This window comes from Stutzerimonas nitrititolerans (assembly GCF_003696285.1).
Classification (GTDB): domain Bacteria; phylum Pseudomonadota; class Gammaproteobacteria; order Pseudomonadales; family Pseudomonadaceae; genus Stutzerimonas; species Stutzerimonas nitrititolerans.
On record NZ_RFFL01000004.1, the window covers coordinates 238,398 to 253,966 of the forward strand.

16 protein-coding genes are annotated in these 15,569 nt (G+C 59.3%); 9 read left to right on the forward strand and 7 right to left on the reverse strand.

Annotated elements, in window-relative coordinates:
• Positions 1-84: 84 nt before the first annotated feature.
• Positions 85-765, reverse strand: a complete 681-nt coding sequence (locus EA795_RS06730) for a c-type cytochrome (RefSeq protein ID WP_065983642.1) — start codon at positions 763-765, stop codon at positions 85-87.
• 275 nt (positions 766-1,040) lie between these two features.
• On the opposite strand from EA795_RS06730, the gene EA795_RS06735 reads away from it, so the two are divergent.
• Together EA795_RS06735 and EA795_RS06740 are read left to right on the forward strand one after the other, a co-directional pair.
• The gene (locus EA795_RS06735) at positions 1,041-1,523 is read left to right on the forward strand and encodes an acyl-CoA thioesterase (RefSeq protein ID WP_014854127.1); all 483 of its coding nucleotides are present in this window, start codon (positions 1,041-1,043) and stop codon (positions 1,521-1,523) included.
• A gap of 120 nt (positions 1,524-1,643) precedes the next feature.
• A complete protein-coding gene (locus EA795_RS06740) occupies positions 1,644-1,985 on the forward strand; it encodes a zinc ribbon domain-containing protein YjdM (protein ID WP_014854128.1) in 342 nt (113 codons plus the stop codon).
• A gap of 325 nt (positions 1,986-2,310) precedes the next feature.
• On the opposite strand, the gene speA is transcribed toward EA795_RS06740, so the two are convergent.
• The 3 genes from speA to thiO all read right to left on the reverse strand — a co-directional run bounded on the left by speA (position 2,311) and on the right by thiO (position 5,945).
• Positions 2,311-4,224, reverse strand: a complete 1,914-nt coding sequence (gene speA, locus EA795_RS06745) for an arginine decarboxylase (RefSeq protein WP_058074517.1) — start codon at positions 4,222-4,224, stop codon at positions 2,311-2,313.
• A gap of 121 nt (positions 4,225-4,345) precedes the next feature.
• Positions 4,346-4,717: a translation initiation factor Sui1 gene (locus tag EA795_RS06750; RefSeq protein WP_042919411.1), complete on the reverse strand. Its 372-nt coding sequence runs from the start codon at positions 4,715-4,717 to the stop codon at positions 4,346-4,348.
• Positions 4,718-4,853: 136 nt separating this feature from the next.
• Positions 4,854-5,945, reverse strand: a complete 1,092-nt coding sequence (thiO, locus tag EA795_RS06755) for a glycine oxidase ThiO (RefSeq protein WP_122076292.1) — start codon at positions 5,943-5,945, stop codon at positions 4,854-4,856.
• 179 nt (positions 5,946-6,124) lie between these two features.
• Between thiO and EA795_RS06760 the strand changes: the two genes are divergently transcribed.
• From EA795_RS06760 to EA795_RS06790, 7 genes are all read left to right on the forward strand, one after another.
• A complete protein-coding gene (locus EA795_RS06760; protein WP_122076294.1) occupies positions 6,125-6,622 on the forward strand; it encodes a GspH/FimT family pseudopilin in 498 nt (165 codons plus the stop codon).
• Between the two features lie 165 nt (positions 6,623-6,787).
• Positions 6,788-7,312: a GspH/FimT family pseudopilin gene (locus tag EA795_RS06765; protein WP_043942668.1), complete on the forward strand. Its 525-nt coding sequence runs from the start codon at positions 6,788-6,790 to the stop codon at positions 7,310-7,312.
• Between the two features lie 8 nt (positions 7,313-7,320).
• The gene (gene pilV / locus EA795_RS06770; protein WP_014854135.1) at positions 7,321-7,878 is read left to right on the forward strand and encodes a type IV pilus modification protein PilV; all 558 of its coding nucleotides are present in this window, start codon (positions 7,321-7,323) and stop codon (positions 7,876-7,878) included.
• Entirely contained in the window at positions 7,875-8,726 is an 852-nt protein-coding gene (locus EA795_RS06775; RefSeq protein WP_014854136.1) for a PilW family protein, read from the forward strand. The genes pilV and EA795_RS06775 overlap by 4 nt, the downstream gene beginning before the upstream one ends.
• The gene (locus EA795_RS06780) at positions 8,723-9,328 is read left to right on the forward strand and encodes a PilX N-terminal domain-containing pilus assembly protein (protein WP_014854137.1); all 606 of its coding nucleotides are present in this window, start codon (positions 8,723-8,725) and stop codon (positions 9,326-9,328) included. The genes EA795_RS06775 and EA795_RS06780 overlap by 4 nt, the downstream gene beginning before the upstream one ends.
• An 11-nt stretch (positions 9,329-9,339) precedes the next feature.
• On the forward strand, positions 9,340-13,038 hold the full coding sequence (locus EA795_RS06785) for a pilus assembly protein (RefSeq protein WP_205891477.1): 3,699 nt from the start codon (positions 9,340-9,342) through the stop codon (positions 13,036-13,038).
• Between the two features lie 34 nt (positions 13,039-13,072).
• On the forward strand, positions 13,073-13,489 hold the full coding sequence (locus tag EA795_RS06790) for a type IV pilin protein (protein ID WP_014854139.1): 417 nt from the start codon (positions 13,073-13,075) through the stop codon (positions 13,487-13,489).
• Positions 13,490-13,561: 72 nt separating this feature from the next.
• Here EA795_RS06790 and ispH read toward each other — a convergent pair whose 3' ends face one another.
• From ispH to lspA, 3 genes are all read right to left on the reverse strand, one after another.
• Positions 13,562-14,506, reverse strand: a complete 945-nt coding sequence (gene ispH / locus EA795_RS06795) for a 4-hydroxy-3-methylbut-2-enyl diphosphate reductase (protein WP_014854140.1) — start codon at positions 14,504-14,506, stop codon at positions 13,562-13,564.
• A gap of 116 nt (positions 14,507-14,622) precedes the next feature.
• Entirely contained in the window at positions 14,623-15,060 is a 438-nt protein-coding gene (locus EA795_RS06800; protein WP_014854141.1) for an FKBP-type peptidyl-prolyl cis-trans isomerase, read from the reverse strand.
• Entirely contained in the window at positions 15,057-15,554 is a 498-nt protein-coding gene (lspA, locus tag EA795_RS06805) for a signal peptidase II (protein WP_043942858.1), read from the reverse strand. The genes EA795_RS06800 and lspA overlap by 4 nt, the downstream gene beginning before the upstream one ends.
• Between the last annotated feature and the right edge of the window lie 15 nt (positions 15,555-15,569).

A 15,569-nucleotide genomic window follows, 5' to 3' on the forward strand; every position in this document is an offset into this window, starting at 1 on the left:
CTACATCTTCACCTCTCCCTTGATGGGAGAGGTGAAAACCTTCCCTTTCTCACGAGGAAATGTCCGACGAGCCTGTTCCGAAGGTCACTGCACGGTCGCGCCGATCACCCGGGCGATGCGCGCCTTCTCGTCGGCTGAATCCAGCGTCAACCGCGACAGATAGGCCGCGACGGCCTCGATGTCGTCGGCCGACAGCAGCGCGGCGACGCCCATCATCACCGAGCCGGCGCGCCGGGGGTCGTTCTCGCGGAAACGGGTGAGTGCCGTACGCAGGTATTCGTCCGGCTGGCCGGCGAGCCGCGGCGTGGTCTCCATGCCCTCGGCATGCTGGCCATGGCAGCCGGTGCAGGCGTTGTGGAACAGCGTCTCGCCGCGGCGGCGCAGGTTCTCGCTGACCGTGGTGGCCACCGGGTGCACCTGTTGCTGGCTGAAGTACACGGCGATGTTGACGCGATCTTCCTGCGTCAGGTTCTGCGCCAGCTTGGACATGACGAAGTCGGTACGCTCGCCGCTGGCGAACTTCTCGAAGGCGTTGAACAGATAGAGCGGATTCTGTCCGGCCAGGTTCGGGATGTGCGGCCGCTTGCTGTTGCCCGTCTCCCCGTGGCAGTAGGTGCAGAACAGCGCCCGTTCCTGGCCTGCGGCATAGGCGTGCTGGCGATTTTCGGTGTCGGTCATGACCTGGGCGAAGCGCTGGGCCAGCCCGTCATCGGCGAGGGCGAAGGAAGTGAGACAGCTGAGCAAGACAATGGCAAGGATGCGCATGGGTCGTCCCTGGGCGAGTTTTCATCGGCAGGACTATAGGAATGGCTATCGGGTCGGATACTGGCTCAGATCAACGAAAGCGCCCGCCACCGATCGACGCGAGCCCGGGGTGTGATGCCTTTCACATCGGCGCCAGCCTCATCTGGACACCCTGCGCCCATGCGTCGCATTGACGATAACTTCGATCAATGAGCGCGAGAGATAGAAAAGACGACACAGCGGATGAATATTCGACTAAAGTAGCGCCCCTTTTCCACCACGACGAGCCGCGCCCCATGCTAGATGGACATGCCGAACTGACCATGACCGTACTGATGACCCCGGACAAGGCCAACTTTTCCGGCAACGTACATGGCGGCACTCTGCTCAAGTACCTCGACGAAGTCGCCTATGCCTGCGCCAGCCGCTATGCGGGGCATTATGTGGTCACGCTTTCCGTGGACCAGGTGAACTTCCGCCAGCCGGTGCACGTGGGCGAACTGGTGACCTTCCTGGCCTCGGTGAATTTCGTGGGCAATACCTCCATGGAGATCGGCATCAAGGTCGTTACCGAAGACATCCGCCTGAAGACCGTTCGCCACACCAACAGCTGCTTCTTCACCATGGTCGCCCTGGATGAGAGCGGCCGCCCCGTCCCGGTCCCCAAGCTGACGCCGCAGACGACCGACCAGAAACGCCGCTTCGCCCAGGCCCAGCAACGCCGCCAGATCCGCCGCGAGCTGGAAGAGCGCTACAAGGCCATCAAGGCCGATATCTGACCCCATGGCAGAGGCCGGCACATCGCCGGCCTGAGCGGGCATATCGCGCCCCGCCGGAGCACAAGGCCGGTAAAGCCTTATATAATCCACGGTCTTTTTGCAGACGATACCGAGGATTCCGTGAGCACACTGCCGCCCTGCCCCAAATGCAACTCCGAATACAGCTACGAAGACGGCCAGATGCTGGTCTGCCCCGAGTGCGCCCATGAGTGGTCGGCCGACGCGACACAAGCGGCCGATGACGATGCCCGGGTCATCAAGGATTCGGTCGGTAACGTCCTGCAGGACGGCGATACCGTTACCGTGATCAAGGACCTGAAGGTCAAGGGCTCGTCTTCGGTGGTCAAGGTCGGCACCAAGGTCAAGAACATCCGCCTGTGCGACGGCGACCATGACATCGACTGCAAGATCGACGGCATCGGCGCGATGAAACTCAAGTCAGAGTTCGTGCGCAAGGTCTGACGCGGGAAGCCATGGCCTGATACCACCTCGCCCTGGTGGGACGCGGCGAAAGCAGCCGCAACAGCTGCCTCAGACCAGAAGCTTCGCCCTAAGGGCGGGGCTCCCACGAAAGCAAAGCCCCATGCCGTACCCCTCCCCCCGCGGGAGAGGGCTGGGTAGAGGGAGCACAGCCCTTCCCCCTTCCCTTCATGTTTGATCGTTCCCATGCTCTGCGTGGGAACGCAGCACAGCGCGACGCTTTGCATCGGCGGAACGCGGAGCGTCCAGAATGGTGCCCACGCAGGAGCATGGGCACCATCAGAGTCGCGCTATCACGGAAGGGCAATCAAGGCGTCAGATACGACGAGCGCGTCAGCCCCAGGCGCAGGGCATCGATGTACTGGGTCCGCTCCTTGGCGCTCAGCCTGGCGCTGGCCACCTTGTCGCGGTAATAGGTCATCAGCTCCTCGGGTGACAGGTGCACGTAGCGCAGCATGTCCTCGATGGTGTCGTGGGTCTCGATGCCGGCGTGGTAGTAGCTGCCGTCCTCGCGCTGGTAGACATTCACCGAGTCGGTATCGCCGAACAGGTTGTGCATGTCGCCGAGGATTTCCTGGTAGGCGCCGACCAGGAACACGCCGAGGAAGTACTCCTCGCCGGGCTGTACTTCATGTACCGGCATGCTGCTCTCGATGCTCTGCTCGTCGACGTACTGCTTGATCTTGCCGTCCGAGTCGCAGGTCAGGTCCTGCAGCACCGCGCGCCGGTCCGGCTCCTCGGCCAGGCGCTGCAACGGCACGATGGGCAGGATCTGATCGATGGCCCAGGTATCCGGCAAGCTCTGGAACACCGAGAAGTTGCAGATGTACTTGTCCGCCAGCTTGTCGTTGAGCTCGTCGAGCACTGCGCGGTGCGAGCGTTGACGCGCCTTGAGCTGGTTGTACAGGCGTCGGCAGATGGCGAAGTAGCTCTGCTCGGCCAGCGCCTTCTGCGCCAGGCTGAGCTGGCCGGCGGCGTACTGGGCGCCCGCGTCGCTCATGTAGTGGGTGGCCCGCCAGTAGGTCTCGGTGACCATCTCCGCATCGGTCGGCCCGAGCAGATCCACCAGCGACTGCACGATATCCGGCAGATCAGCATAGTTTTCCACCTCCGGCACCGCGTCGTTGTGCCGCTCGACGTCGGTCACCTGCATCACCAGCACCGCGTGGTGCGCGGTCATCGCCCGCCCGCTCTCGGAGAAGATGTGCGGATGCGGCAGCCCCTGGGCCTCGCAGAACTCCTTGAGCATGCCTACTACAGTGCCGGCGTACTCATCCATGTCGTAGTTGATCGAACTGGCATTGCGCGAATGGGTGCCGTCGTAATCGACCCCCAGCCCACCGCCGACGTCGATATGGTCCATGGGCAGACCCAGGGCGCGCAGCTCTGCGTAATAACGGATCGCCTCGCGGAAACCCTGGCGATAGTCCGCCAGGTTGGCGATCTGCGACCCCATGTGGAAATGCAGCAGGCGAATGCCCTGGTCCATCTCCGCCTCGCGAAAACGCTCGATGACGCGCAGCAACTGCGCAGCCGACAGGCCGAACTTGGAGCGCTCGCCACCGGTATCCGCCCACTTCGAGGAAGCCAGCGACGACAGGCGCACGCGCAGGCCGATCTGCGGCATCAGCTTCAGCTCGGCGGCTTCCTCGATGACCATCGCCACCTCGGATTCCTTCTCGATGACGATGAACACACTGTGTCCGAGCTTCTGCCCCATCAGCGCCAGGCGGATGAACTCCCGGTCCTTGTAGCCGTTGCAGACGATAGTGCCGCCCTTGGGCGCCAGCGCCAGCACCGCCATGAGCTCCGGCTTGGAGCCGGCTTCCAGGCCGATGGAAACCTTCTGCGTGGCGATGATGTTTTCCACCACCGCTTCCTGCTGGTTGACCTTGATCGGGTAGAGCGCGGTGTACTTGCCGCCGTACTCCATGCGCTCGATGTTGGCGTCGAAGGCACCGGTCAGCCGGCGCACGCGGTCCTGCAGAATGTCGGGGAAACGCACCAGCAACGGCAGCGAAAGCCCCGCCTCGCGCAGTTGTTCGATCAGGGCGCTGAACTCGATGGGCGCGCCATCCGGCCCCTGTGGCCGAACCTCCACGCAACCCTGATCGCTGATCGCGAAGTAGCCCGCTCCCCAATGGCGGATGCCGTAGATGCTGCGGCTGTCCGCTGCGGTCCATTGGCTGCCGTCGTCTTTACGTGTGCGTCGAACAGGCATCTAGGCCTCCCTGAACAATGATGGGTAACCCGCCGCGAGGAATGAAAGCCGACGGGAAAGACTGTCCCGGTTGGACAGCCGATGCATGAAGAAATAAGCGCAAGGCCGAACGAGTCGGCAATCAGCCACCGGACTTAAGCGCCTTGAAACCGCGCTTGGCCAGCTCGTCGAGCAACAGTTGAACGTGCTCGCCCTGAATCTCGATGACCCCGTCCTTGAGCGCTCCGCCCGTGCCGCAACGGCGTTTCAGAGCACTGGCCAGCGCCTTCAGTTCATCCTCGGCCAGCGGCACGCCGGTAATGGTGGTCACCGTCTTGCCGCCGCGTCCCTTGCTTTCCCGGCGAACCCGGGCGATGCCGTCACCTTCCGGGAGCTTCGACTGCTTGCAGATACAGGCATCGACCGGCTGGCTGCAATCAGGACAATGCCGTCCCGCATCGGTAGAGAACACCAGCCCGCCAAGACCAGCGAATGAAGTGGTTTTCTTGGCCACGCAAACCTCACGAAGAACGAACCGGCCCCGTCGGAGCAGGGCCGTGAAAGGGCGTTAATTTAGCAGCAAAGCCCGGACGGCGCGCCATCGTCCTCCTTCCCTCACGGGAGAACGCCGGGAAGAGGGTTAGCTGCCATCAGTGGCCAAGGCGCTGCCCAGGCGCATAAGGCGCCGGATCGATCGACGGCTTGCGTCCCAGCATCAGATCCGCGAGCAACTGGCAGGACGCCGGCGCCAGCACCAGACCATTGCGGAAATGCCCGCAGTTGAGCCACAGCCCGTCGAAACCGGACACGGCACCTATATAAGGAACACCATCCGGCGAGCCGGGCCGCAAGCCCGCCCAGTGCTTGACCACCTCGGAATTGGCCAATGCCGGAAGCAGCTCGACCGCGGTCGCCTTGAGACTTTCCAGCGCATCTTCGGTGGGCGCCTTGTCGAAGCCGACGTCTTCGAGCGTACTTCCGACCAGGATATGCCCATCGCGCCGTGGAATCGCATAGCGCCGCTTGGCCAGCACCATGCTCGGCAGAAAGTCCTCGGCACACTTGTAGAGGATCATCTGCCCTTTCATCGGCTTGACCGGTAGCTCGAGCCCCAGTGGGGCCAACAATGCGGCGCTCCAGGCACCGGCCGCCATGACGACCTGTTCGCCGCGCCATTCACCCTCGGCGGTTCGCACACCGACGACGCGGCGACCTTCCTGAATCAGTGCCCCCACCGGGCTGTGCTCCACCACACGAACGTTCGGCATTCGCTGCAGCGCCTCGCGCAACGCCGCCAGCAGACGGGGATTACGCACATTGGCGACGCCCGGCATGAACACCGCCCGCGAAAAACCATCGCCCAGCGCAGGAACAGCCGCACGAACCTGCTCCAGCGGCACCGGATACAACGCCCGCCCCTGGCGCTCGGCCCAGGCAAGCGCCTCGTCTTCGTCCTGCAGATCCAGCCAGTAGAGGCCCGTTGCGTACACCTCGGGATCGATGCCGGTCTGCCGGAGCAGGGTCTGTCCCAGCTGCGGATAATAGTCTTGCGACCAGTGCGCCAGCGCCGTGACCGCCGGGCTGTAACGCCACGGGTACAGCGGTGAAACGATACCGCCTCCGGCCCAGGAAGCCTCGCGTCCCGCCTCACCTGCTTCGAGCAGAACCACCTCCTGCCCCGCACTCGCCAGCAAGTAAGTCGAAAGCAGGCCTATGACTCCGCCGCCCACCACTACCGTCATCTCTCTCGCCACATTCCCCCCGCCAGCTGGATCACATATCCATGCATTCAGTATTGACTTGTCGATTCGTTGCTCTACAACCAGTCTTTCGTTCATTGCAGACCCAACAGCCACCGCAGCAGAACGAAAGGCTCATTCGCCAGGATGGCGACACATGATAAGTGCAAAGGAACCGCACCATGCCGAACAAGGATCAAGGCTTTACGCTTGTTGAATTGCTGATCACGCTTGCGTTGTTAGCCATCGTCGCGAATATCGCCGTGCCGGCCTTCGACGGGCTGGTCACTCGCAATCGCCAGCAGGCGCTTATGGAACAGGTAGAGGCGATACTTGTTAATGCTCGTGCCGATGCGATCTTAAAACGTCGCACAGTCGAGATATGCGGCAGCGCTGATGGGCAAACCTGCTCTAACGACTGGGCTAGCGGCTGGCTGGTGCGCACATCAGACAATCAGTTGCTGCAACTCACCCAACTTCCTACCCATGACGAGCTGCGCTGGAGCGGTTTTCAACAGAGCATCCGCTTTCGCGACAACGGCTCCAGCCCTACCGGCAATGGACGCTTCTACCAGTGCCACAAACAACAAGTGGTCTGGCAGTTGATCCTCAACCGCCAAGGACGCCTGCGACAAGGCACACCGGCAGAGAACAGCAGCGCCGACCAGTGCAGCTCTTAATCTGCGACCTAGCGGCGGCGAATCTTGGCACGGTTCACACCCCCAGTTCCGCACAACACGGATAATCGAACCGTCCGTCCACGCAAAAACGCCAACCATCCTCTATCTCAAGACATGGCAATGGCGCATTTGCATCATCCGCTCACGACTTCCATGGAGCACACCATGTCACGCCGAACCGACATGCACGGATTCACATTGGTCGAGCTGATGATCATCCTCGCACTTCTGGGAATACTCGCGGGTATCGCCATCCCGAGCTTCAACTCTTTGATCCGTAACAACCAGGTGCAAAGCAAAGCTGAGGAACTGGCAGCCTTTCTGCAGTACGCACGTGGGCAAGCGGCAATCAATCGTGCGACCTATGAAGTGAAGATTTGCGATAACGACGATCCTTGGATCATCCGCAAATTCGACACCAGCAATGGCAACAACTGCACAGATGGAGAGATCGAACGCATTTTGGAGCGTCCCCTAGGGCAGATTGAAATCCTCAACACCACACTGAGCGACGACAGACTGCTCTATCGCTCCAACGGCACCGCTACGGCTGCGAGCTTCACCATTTGCCATGATGCCGACCCTAGCACCGGCTACCTGCTCGAAGTGCAGCCCAGTGGCGGCACACTCCTCCATTCACGCGGCAAGCAAGACTCCACCGGCACCGCCTTGGGCAGCTGCAGCTTATGAGGTATGCGATGACGACCAACAAAGGCTTCAGCCTGATCGAAGTACTCGTGGCATTGCTGCTGACCACCATCGGCGTGCTCGGCATGGTGGCCTTGCAGGGACGCAGCATCCAGTACACCCAGGATTCCGTGCAACGCAACACCGCCATCGTACTAGCTGGCGACCTGATCGAAATCATCCGGGCCAATCCGAAAGAACTCTTCAATATGGCGCCACCGCAATTCCCTATGAACAGCGGCATGAAAGATACCTCCCTGCTCTACAAGGAAGCAGGTGAAGACTTCAATAACCGCGCTGCCTGCGTGGCCAGTCCGACTCGTATCGCCAAGACCCCTCAGGAACTGCGCGACTGCTGGGCTGACAGGGTCGAGGCACTGCTTCCGGGCGGTACAGAGCTGTTCAAGGACCACGTTTACATTTGTCGCAGTTCAGCTCCTGACATTTGCGATAACAAGGGCTCGATGATCGAGGTTCGCATGGCGTGGCAAGTTCGCGAGGGAGCTTGCCTTGATGCCAGCGATCCCGATAACACCATTTGCACTTACACCGTGCGGGTAGAACCATGAACAGCATTAAACGCCAATTCGGTCTGTCGATGATCGAACTGCTGATAGCACTCGCGATCAGCAGCTTCCTGATTCTCGGTATTACTCAGGTTTACCTCGACAACAAGCGCAACTATGTCTTTCAGCAGAATCAGGCGGGCAATCTAGAGAATAGCCGCTTTGCCGCGCTGATAATCAGCGACTACTTGAGCAAGGCTGGCTATCGTCGCAAGCCATCGACACTGCTGGACACTGTCTTCCCCAGCCGTCCTGCCGCGGACGAATGTCTTGCCTTTAACGCCGGACACGCCATTACCGGACTCGATCCCAACGAAGGTATCGGCTTCTGCATCCGCTACCAGCCTCGGGTCAGCGGAGAGTTGGATTGCCAGGGCGCAGCAAGCACTGTCGTATATGACGAAGCATTTCCTTCAGCCCCCCCTGACGAAAGTGACCTGACCGTGCTGGCGTTTAAATACGAACCCAGCACTGACAGCCAGCTACAGGAGGGCCGCCTGCTATGCAAAAGCCTGAATGCAGCTAGCCCCCAGTATGGCGAATTGCTTCGTGGCATTGCCGATCTTCGTCTGGATTTCGGCGTGGGTAACACTGACCTGCTCGAGAAGGAAGTCACCACCTTCATCCCGCAAGCGGACTGGTCCCCAGCCAGCGGCGCGATCCGCAGCGTGCGCTATGCCTTGCTGCTCACCAGTCGTGCAGGCCAGCGTGAAGGTGATGACTCGAAGGTCCTCGCCGACTGGTTAGCCAAGGCATCTGCAGACGCCCAGACCAAGCTGCAGGAGGCAGACAACAAGCGCATCTACCAGGTTGTGGGTAGCACACAGACCATCAGGAACCTCATGCCATGACCCCCATCTTTCACAGATCCCAAGGCGGCGCGGTATTACTCGTTTCCCTCGTGATGCTGTTGGTGCTGACCGTGCTAGCAGTCAGCAGCATGCGCGGTGTCACTCTCGAATCGCGTATCACCGCAAACCGCGCTCACGACATGAAATTCCAGAATGTTGCCGACGCAGCTCTTCGCGAAGCCGAATTCCGCTTCTATGGTCCGGGAAACCTGGCCGACAAACTGGAAGCCAATGCTCAAAACTGTTCCACATCAAACACATTGAATCCAAACGGTCTCAATAAGCCCTGTCTGCTCGAAATCAAGACCGATAGCTTGCTTGCCTTCGTCGAGCAACCCGAACTGATAAGCGGCAACTTTCTCGAGGTATCTTCCAGTATCTGGATGCCTTATCGCGGCACCGACCCCGAAGCCGAAACCGAAGGCGATGCGTACTACCACAGCATTCTGGCGGACGAAGCCAGCAACGCTGCCGTCAATGCCGAATACGGCGGTCGCGGCGAGGGAAGTGGCACCTTCTTCTACCTCAACAATGGCAAGACCGGCGACTCCATGTATCTACAGTCGACGCACGCCAACATCTACCTTGGCCTTAACAATTGAGAGCCGACATCATGCTTCGTTTCCGCCTCCACTCTCATGCCAAGACGCTCTCGTATGCAGCCTTCGGCGTAATCCTGCTCAGCTCTGCCAACGCCTTTGCGACGGTATCTCAAAGCCCGTTGAGCCTGACCGTTGGCGTCCCCCCGAACATGCTGCTGACCCTCGATGACTCAGGCAGTATGCGTTGGGCCTTCGCTCCAGATAATAAAAACGGCTATTCCACCACTCGTCGCGCCAAATCGAGCACTTTCAACCCCCTCTACTACAACCCTGAGGCAAGTTACCAAGCGCCAATCGTCTTCGACGCTTCAGGTAACGAGAATCAGCTTTCCACCAGTTTCACCTCAGCACTGGTCAACGGTTATAACATCTCTCGCGGCAACTTGAACCTCTCAGACGACTATAAGGTGTCATGGACCTATGTACTGGAAGAAGGCTTACCTACCAGTTATGGTTACAGCAGTACCAGCAATCGGCTAGCTGAGAACCCTTCCAGCGATTTTTCTTGCTACGTCACCAACTTGAATAATCGACAGGAAAAAACCTGCGATACCGACTCAGGGAAAGTCATAACTATCCGCCGTAATAACTCTGGCTCAGGCTGTACTGCCAGTGCCGATGGCTGGGCTAGCGGAGATTGTTCGTACAACAATAGTACCGGTCGCTATACGGGTAGCTGGGCACGCAAAGGTGTACCGGGGTACTATTACATTTACGACGCAACCAATTCTGCAAACTGTACGCCCGACAACGAAAGTTGTTATAGGCTCAAATTCGTTGAAAATGACGAGCAGCAGAACTTCGCCAACTGGTATTCCTTCTATCGCAACCGTGGCCTTGCCACCATTTCCGCGGCCGCCCTGGCCTTCTATGACCTCTCTCCCGCCGTACGGATCAGTTGGCAGGGGCTGGGGCGCTGCACCAGCTTCAATGGAAATGACAGCAACTGTCGGAACAATGCCTTCAAGGCCTACTCTCCTGAGCACAAAGGACAACTTTATACTTGGCTGCAAAATATCAACTTCAACCAGAGCACGTACTTGCCGGCGGCCATGAAGCGGGCAGGCGAATTCTTCAAGACCTCCACGCCTTGGCAGAAGAACCCCAACGGTACTGGCAACACGACGCAAAATACCTACGCTTGTCGTGCCAGCTACCACATCATGATGACCGACGGCCTGTGGAACGAATCGGTCAGCGCACCCAGCAGTTTCCGCCACGATGCCGCCAATTTCACCCTGCCAGATGGGCGCGCCTATGGTCAAAGAGCCCCTTATTATGACAGCCAGAACAATACATTGGCTGACCTTGCCATGCATTATTGGGCAACAGACCTGAATCCAGACTTAGATAATGAGTTGCCAGCCTACATTCCCTTCAAGAGCGGCGACACCTCCACCGATTATTGGGATCCGCGCAATGACCCTGCCACTTGGCAGCATATGACAAATTTCATGATGGGCCTGGGTTTAACCGAAGCCATGGATCGCCCGGATATCCTTTGGGAGGGCGGGACCCACAAGGGTGCCGGCTACGATGCGCTATTGGCCGGCAATGCAAACTGGCCACCGGCTAGCGCTTCTAGCGGCAATAATAATGTCTATGACCTGTGGCATGCTGCAATAAACTCTCGCGGCGAATTCTTCAGCGTCGACAGTCCGGAAACCATGGTCCAAGCATTCGACGATATTCTTTCGCGTATTGCCGACCGCAAGTCCACCGCAGCTCGCCCCGCTATCAACTCCGGTCAGATCAGCACTGACGAGAACGACAACGGTACGGTCAAGACCGTTTCCTACCAGACCTCCTATGCCAGCGACGATAATTGGTCAGGCGATGTCAAACGCTTCGAGAAAGCCTGGAACTCTCAAAGCAACGCGTTTGAAACTACCGAAATATGGAGTGCCAAAGACAAGATGCCAGGCTGGCAAAACCGCAAGATCATGATTGCCGGTAATGGCAATAGCGGGCTGATGGAATTCAACTGGGACAATGCCGGCTCCGCTGACACTACCGGCACTCTGGCGAACTTGCTCAGCCGCGATCCTGAAAATGCAAACGTAGTCGACAACTTAGGCAAACAGCGTCTGGAATATCTTCAAGGCGATCGCAGCGGTGAAGGCAGTATCTTCCGCCAGCGCAGCGGCGTGCTAGGTGACTTCTACGGTTCTAGCCCGGCCGTAGTGTCCGGGCCGCGCTATCTGATCAATTTCACCAACAGGCTCGAAGGCAACGCTGCCTATACGACCTTTGCAGAGGAAGTTGCCGGACGCACCCCGCGCCTCTATGTTGGGGGCAACGATGGCATGCTGCATGGCTTCAACGCTCAAACCGGGGTCGAGGAGTTCGCTTTCATTCCAACTGCGGTGTTCCCCAAGCTGAACAAGCTGACCGGCGCGAATTACAGTCATGAGTTCTATGTCGATGGCAGCCCCGTCGTGGCCGATGTATACGACGGTGAAGAATGGCGCACTATTCTGGTCGGCACCCTGAAAGCAGGCGGCAAGTCGATATTCGCCTTGGATATCACCCACCCTGGCGAAGAGGAATTGCTCTGGGAGTTCGATGACAGCAAACTACCCGATGATGCTGAGGTGAAGATGGGTTACAGCTTCTCTCAGCCGACCATTGCCCGCCTGCATACCGGAACATGGACCGTAGTGTTCGGGAATGGCTACGAAAGCACCAACAATACCAATGGCAAGGCCGCGCTTTACATTGTCGATGCGATGGAAGGCACGCTGCTCAAGAACCTGGAAGTGGAAGGTGTGGATGGTATCCCCAATGGCCTGTCGACACCCAAGCTTGCCGACTACAATGCCGACGGCGTAGCGGACTATGCCTACGCGGGAGATCTGCAAGGCAACGTCTGGCGTTTCGACTTGCTGCGTAACGGCCGTAGCGACAGCGCGCCCTTCACCACCGAAGACGATAGCGAAAACGTCGTCTCGGATTTCGAGGTGGCCTATGGCGGTCAGCCGCTGTTCAGTGCGGTGGCAGACAACGGCAGCACTCGCCAGCCCATCACCTCCGCGCCCAGCCTCGTACTTCACCCAAGCGGATTCGGTTATCTAGTCGTTTTCGGTACAGGAAAGTTCTTCGAAACTGGCGACAAGGAAGGCGACAAGAGCATCGCACAAACCGTCTATGGCATCTGGGACAAGCAAACCTTGGGCGAGGAGGCCAGCAATCCCAATATCAGCCGCAGCAGCTTGCAAGAACAAGAAATCGTGACCCAGACTACCGTCGAGGCCGACGGCTCGAGCCGCCAAGGCTTGGTCCTTAGCAACAACAATGTAAGCTGGCAGGCAAGCGACAACCAGCCCGCACAGAATGGCTGGTATTTGAACCTACGTCAGAGCGATGGTGAAATGGTCGTGGAGAATATGTCGCAACTGGGCCGCACCGTATTCTTCCAGTCGCTGATCCCTAACGATGACCCCTGCGGCGATGGTGCCACCAACTGGACCTACGCCATCAATCCCTTCACTGGTGGTAGAACGCTCCACAACGCATTCGACTACAAACCCACCACAGATGTCGGCACCACCAACATTTCGGCCGTCCGCCAGGACGGTGAAGGGGGCGGCACTCTTTCGCAGGACTCCGACGGAACGTACCAATACTGCACGGGCCAAGAATGCGTGAACATCTACCCAGACCCCGCCAGTCTGGGCCGCCAGAGCTGGCGCCGAGTCGAAGGGGAATAACGAGATGAAACCAGTAGTATCAGCGGAGCAATCCATGAAACACGTCCAGAACGGTTTCACCCTGATCGAACTCATGATAGTGGTTGCCATCATCGGCATACTGGCGGCCATTGCCTACCCGAGCTATGACGAATACGTCAAGCGTGGCAACCGCACCGAAGGCCAATCCCTGTTGAATGATGCATCCGCACGGCAGGAGCGTTACTTCTCGCAGAACAACGTCTACATTACCTCTAACGCCGATATTGCCAAACTTGGCTTGAGAAGTGGCAATACGTCGGAAACCGGCAAGTACACCTTGGGCGTCAGCCAAGAAAACAATGATGGCGGTTATACACTCACCGCCACGCAGAACTTTGGCGATACCAAGTGTGGCAACCTCATCCTCAATGCATTGGGCACAAAGGATCGCAGTGGTAGCGGAAAATCCGTTAATGATTGCTGGAAGTAAACTGGTGTAGCCGCTAGTTCTAGAGAGTAAACACCGGCTTTAAGAAGCCCGATCCACAGATCGGGCTTCTTATTACAACGCTTTAACCCGCAACTCCTTCGGCATCGAAAACGTCACGTTCTCCGGCCGCCCTTCCAGTTCATCCATTCCTTTGGCGCCCCACTCGCGCAACTGATCGATCACTCCACGCACCAGCACTTCAGGGGCCGAGGCGCCGGCGGTGATGCCGATGCGAGAGTCTTCGGCGAACCACTCGCGCTTGAGGTCTTCGGCGCCGTCGATCAAGTAGGCGGGGGTGTCCATGCGCTCGGCCAGTTCACGCAGGCGGTTGGAGTTGGAGCTGTTGGGGCTGCCGACCACCAGCACCACGTCGCACTCGCCGGCCAGTTGCTTGACCGCGTCCTGGCGGTTCTGGGTGGCGTAGCAGATGTCGTCCTTGCGCGGACCGCCAATGCTGGGGAAGCGCGTGCGCAGGGCGTCGATCACGCGGCTGGTGTCGTCCATGGACAGCGTGGTCTGAGTCACGAAGGCCAGCGACTCGGGATTGCGCACCTGCAATTGGGCGACGTCATCCTCGTCCTCGACCAGGTAGATCGAGCCGCCATTGGCGGTGTCGTACTGCCCCATGGTGCCTTCGACTTCCGGGTGGCCATGATGGCCGATCAGGATGCACTCGCGGCCTTCGCGGCTGTACTTGGTGACTTCCAGATGAACCTTGGTCACCAGAGGACAGGTCGCGTCGAACACCTTCAGGCCGCGTTTGTCCGCTTCCATCCGTACTGCCTGGGACACACCGTGGGCGCTGAAGATAACGATGAAGCCATCCGGCACCTGGTCCAGCTCATCGACGAAGATCGCGCCGCGCTCGCGCAGGTCTTCCACCACGAACTTGTTGTGCACCACTTCGTGACGCACATAGATCGGCGGACCGAAGACTTCCAGGGCGCGGTTGACGATCTCGATGGCACGATCGACGCCGGCACAGAAGCCCCGGGGGTTGGCGAGTTTGATTTGCATGGCGTGTCTCTCGATGCGCGTGGCACGCGGGTTGGATGACAGTTAGGGTGGAGGCGCTTCTTACCTCAACCATGGCGGCCTGCGGTGGATCGGTGAAGCGTGATCCACCCCTACGATCAGAGCGCTTTGACGTCGATGATCTCGACTTCGAAGGCCAGGAGCTTGCCTGCCAGCGGATGATTGAAGTCCACGGTGACCTGTCGGTCGTTGAAGGCCTTGACCACACCCGGCAGCTCGGTCTTGGCGGCATCGTTGAAGATCACCAGCAGGCCTTCGGATAGCTCCATGCCTTCGAACTGACTACGCGGCATAACCTGTACGTTCTGTGGGTTGGGCTGGCCGAAGCCCTGCTCCGGTGCGACCTGCAGGGTGCGCTTGTCGCCCGCCTTGAGCCCGTACAGCTGCTGCTCGAAACCCGGCAGCAGATTGCCGTCGCCGACCTTGAAGGTCGCCGGCTTCTTGTCGAAGGTGCTGTCGACCACATCGCCGTTTTCCAGGCTAAGCGCGAAATGCAGGGTGACTTCCTTGTCCGGCCCAATGCGCTGTTCAGTCATGCGGATTCTCCGGTTTTGTCGCTCTTGAACATGTCCAGCGCCAGCATCACGGCGCCGACGGTGATGGCGCTGTCGGCGATGTTGAACGCCGGGAAATACCAGCGGTTCTGCCAATGCACCAGGATGAAGTCGACCACGTGGCCCAGCACCATGCGGTCGTAGAGATTGCCCAGCGCACCGCCCAGCACCAGGGCCAGCGCCACGGCCAGCCAGGTTTCGCTGGCCTTCAGGCGCTTCATCCAGATCACCAGCACGACGCTGACGGCAATGGCGATGGCAGCGAAGAACCAGCGCTGCCAGCCGTCGTGGTCGGCCAGGAAGCTGAAGGCGGCACCGGTGTTGTAGGCCAGCGTCCAGGCGAAGTAGTCGGGAATGACCTCCACCTTCTGGTACAGGCTGAAATTGGCCTCGAACCAGTGCTTGGTCGCCTGATCGATGGCGATCACCAGCACACTGACCCAGAGCCAGGCGAGCTTGCCGAAGCGGGTGCTCATCGAATGGCTCTGCGC

Excerpts from the sequence above, each read along its gene's own strand:
- EA795_RS06730 (WP_065983642.1), bottom strand. The coding sequence starts at position 765 with ATGCGCATCCTTGCCATTGTCTTGCTCAGCTGTCTCACTTCCTTCGCC.
- EA795_RS06735 (WP_014854127.1), top strand. The coding sequence starts at position 1,041 with ATGCTAGATGGACATGCCGAACTGACCATGACCGTACTGATGACCCCG.
- speA (WP_058074517.1), bottom strand. The coding sequence starts at position 4,224 with ATGCCTGTTCGACGCACACGTAAAGACGACGGCAGCCAATGGACCGCA.
- thiO (WP_122076292.1), bottom strand. The coding sequence starts at position 5,945 with ATGACGGTAGTGGTGGGCGGCGGAGTCATAGGCCTGCTTTCGACTTAC.
- EA795_RS06760 (WP_122076294.1), top strand. The coding sequence starts at position 6,125 with ATGCCGAACAAGGATCAAGGCTTTACGCTTGTTGAATTGCTGATCACG.
- EA795_RS06765 (WP_043942668.1), top strand. The coding sequence starts at position 6,788 with ATGTCACGCCGAACCGACATGCACGGATTCACATTGGTCGAGCTGATG.
- pilV (WP_014854135.1), top strand. The coding sequence starts at position 7,321 with ATGACGACCAACAAAGGCTTCAGCCTGATCGAAGTACTCGTGGCATTG.
- EA795_RS06775 (WP_014854136.1), top strand. The coding sequence starts at position 7,875 with ATGAACAGCATTAAACGCCAATTCGGTCTGTCGATGATCGAACTGCTG.
- EA795_RS06780 (WP_014854137.1), top strand. The coding sequence starts at position 8,723 with ATGACCCCCATCTTTCACAGATCCCAAGGCGGCGCGGTATTACTCGTT.
- EA795_RS06785 (WP_205891477.1), top strand. The coding sequence starts at position 9,340 with ATGCTTCGTTTCCGCCTCCACTCTCATGCCAAGACGCTCTCGTATGCA.
- EA795_RS06790 (WP_014854139.1), top strand. The coding sequence starts at position 13,073 with ATGAAACACGTCCAGAACGGTTTCACCCTGATCGAACTCATGATAGTG.
- ispH (WP_014854140.1), bottom strand. The coding sequence starts at position 14,506 with ATGCAAATCAAACTCGCCAACCCCCGGGGCTTCTGTGCCGGCGTCGAT.
- EA795_RS06800 (WP_014854141.1), bottom strand. The coding sequence starts at position 15,060 with ATGACTGAACAGCGCATTGGGCCGGACAAGGAAGTCACCCTGCATTTC.
- lspA (WP_043942858.1), bottom strand. The coding sequence starts at position 15,554 with ATGAGCACCCGCTTCGGCAAGCTCGCCTGGCTCTGGGTCAGTGTGCTG.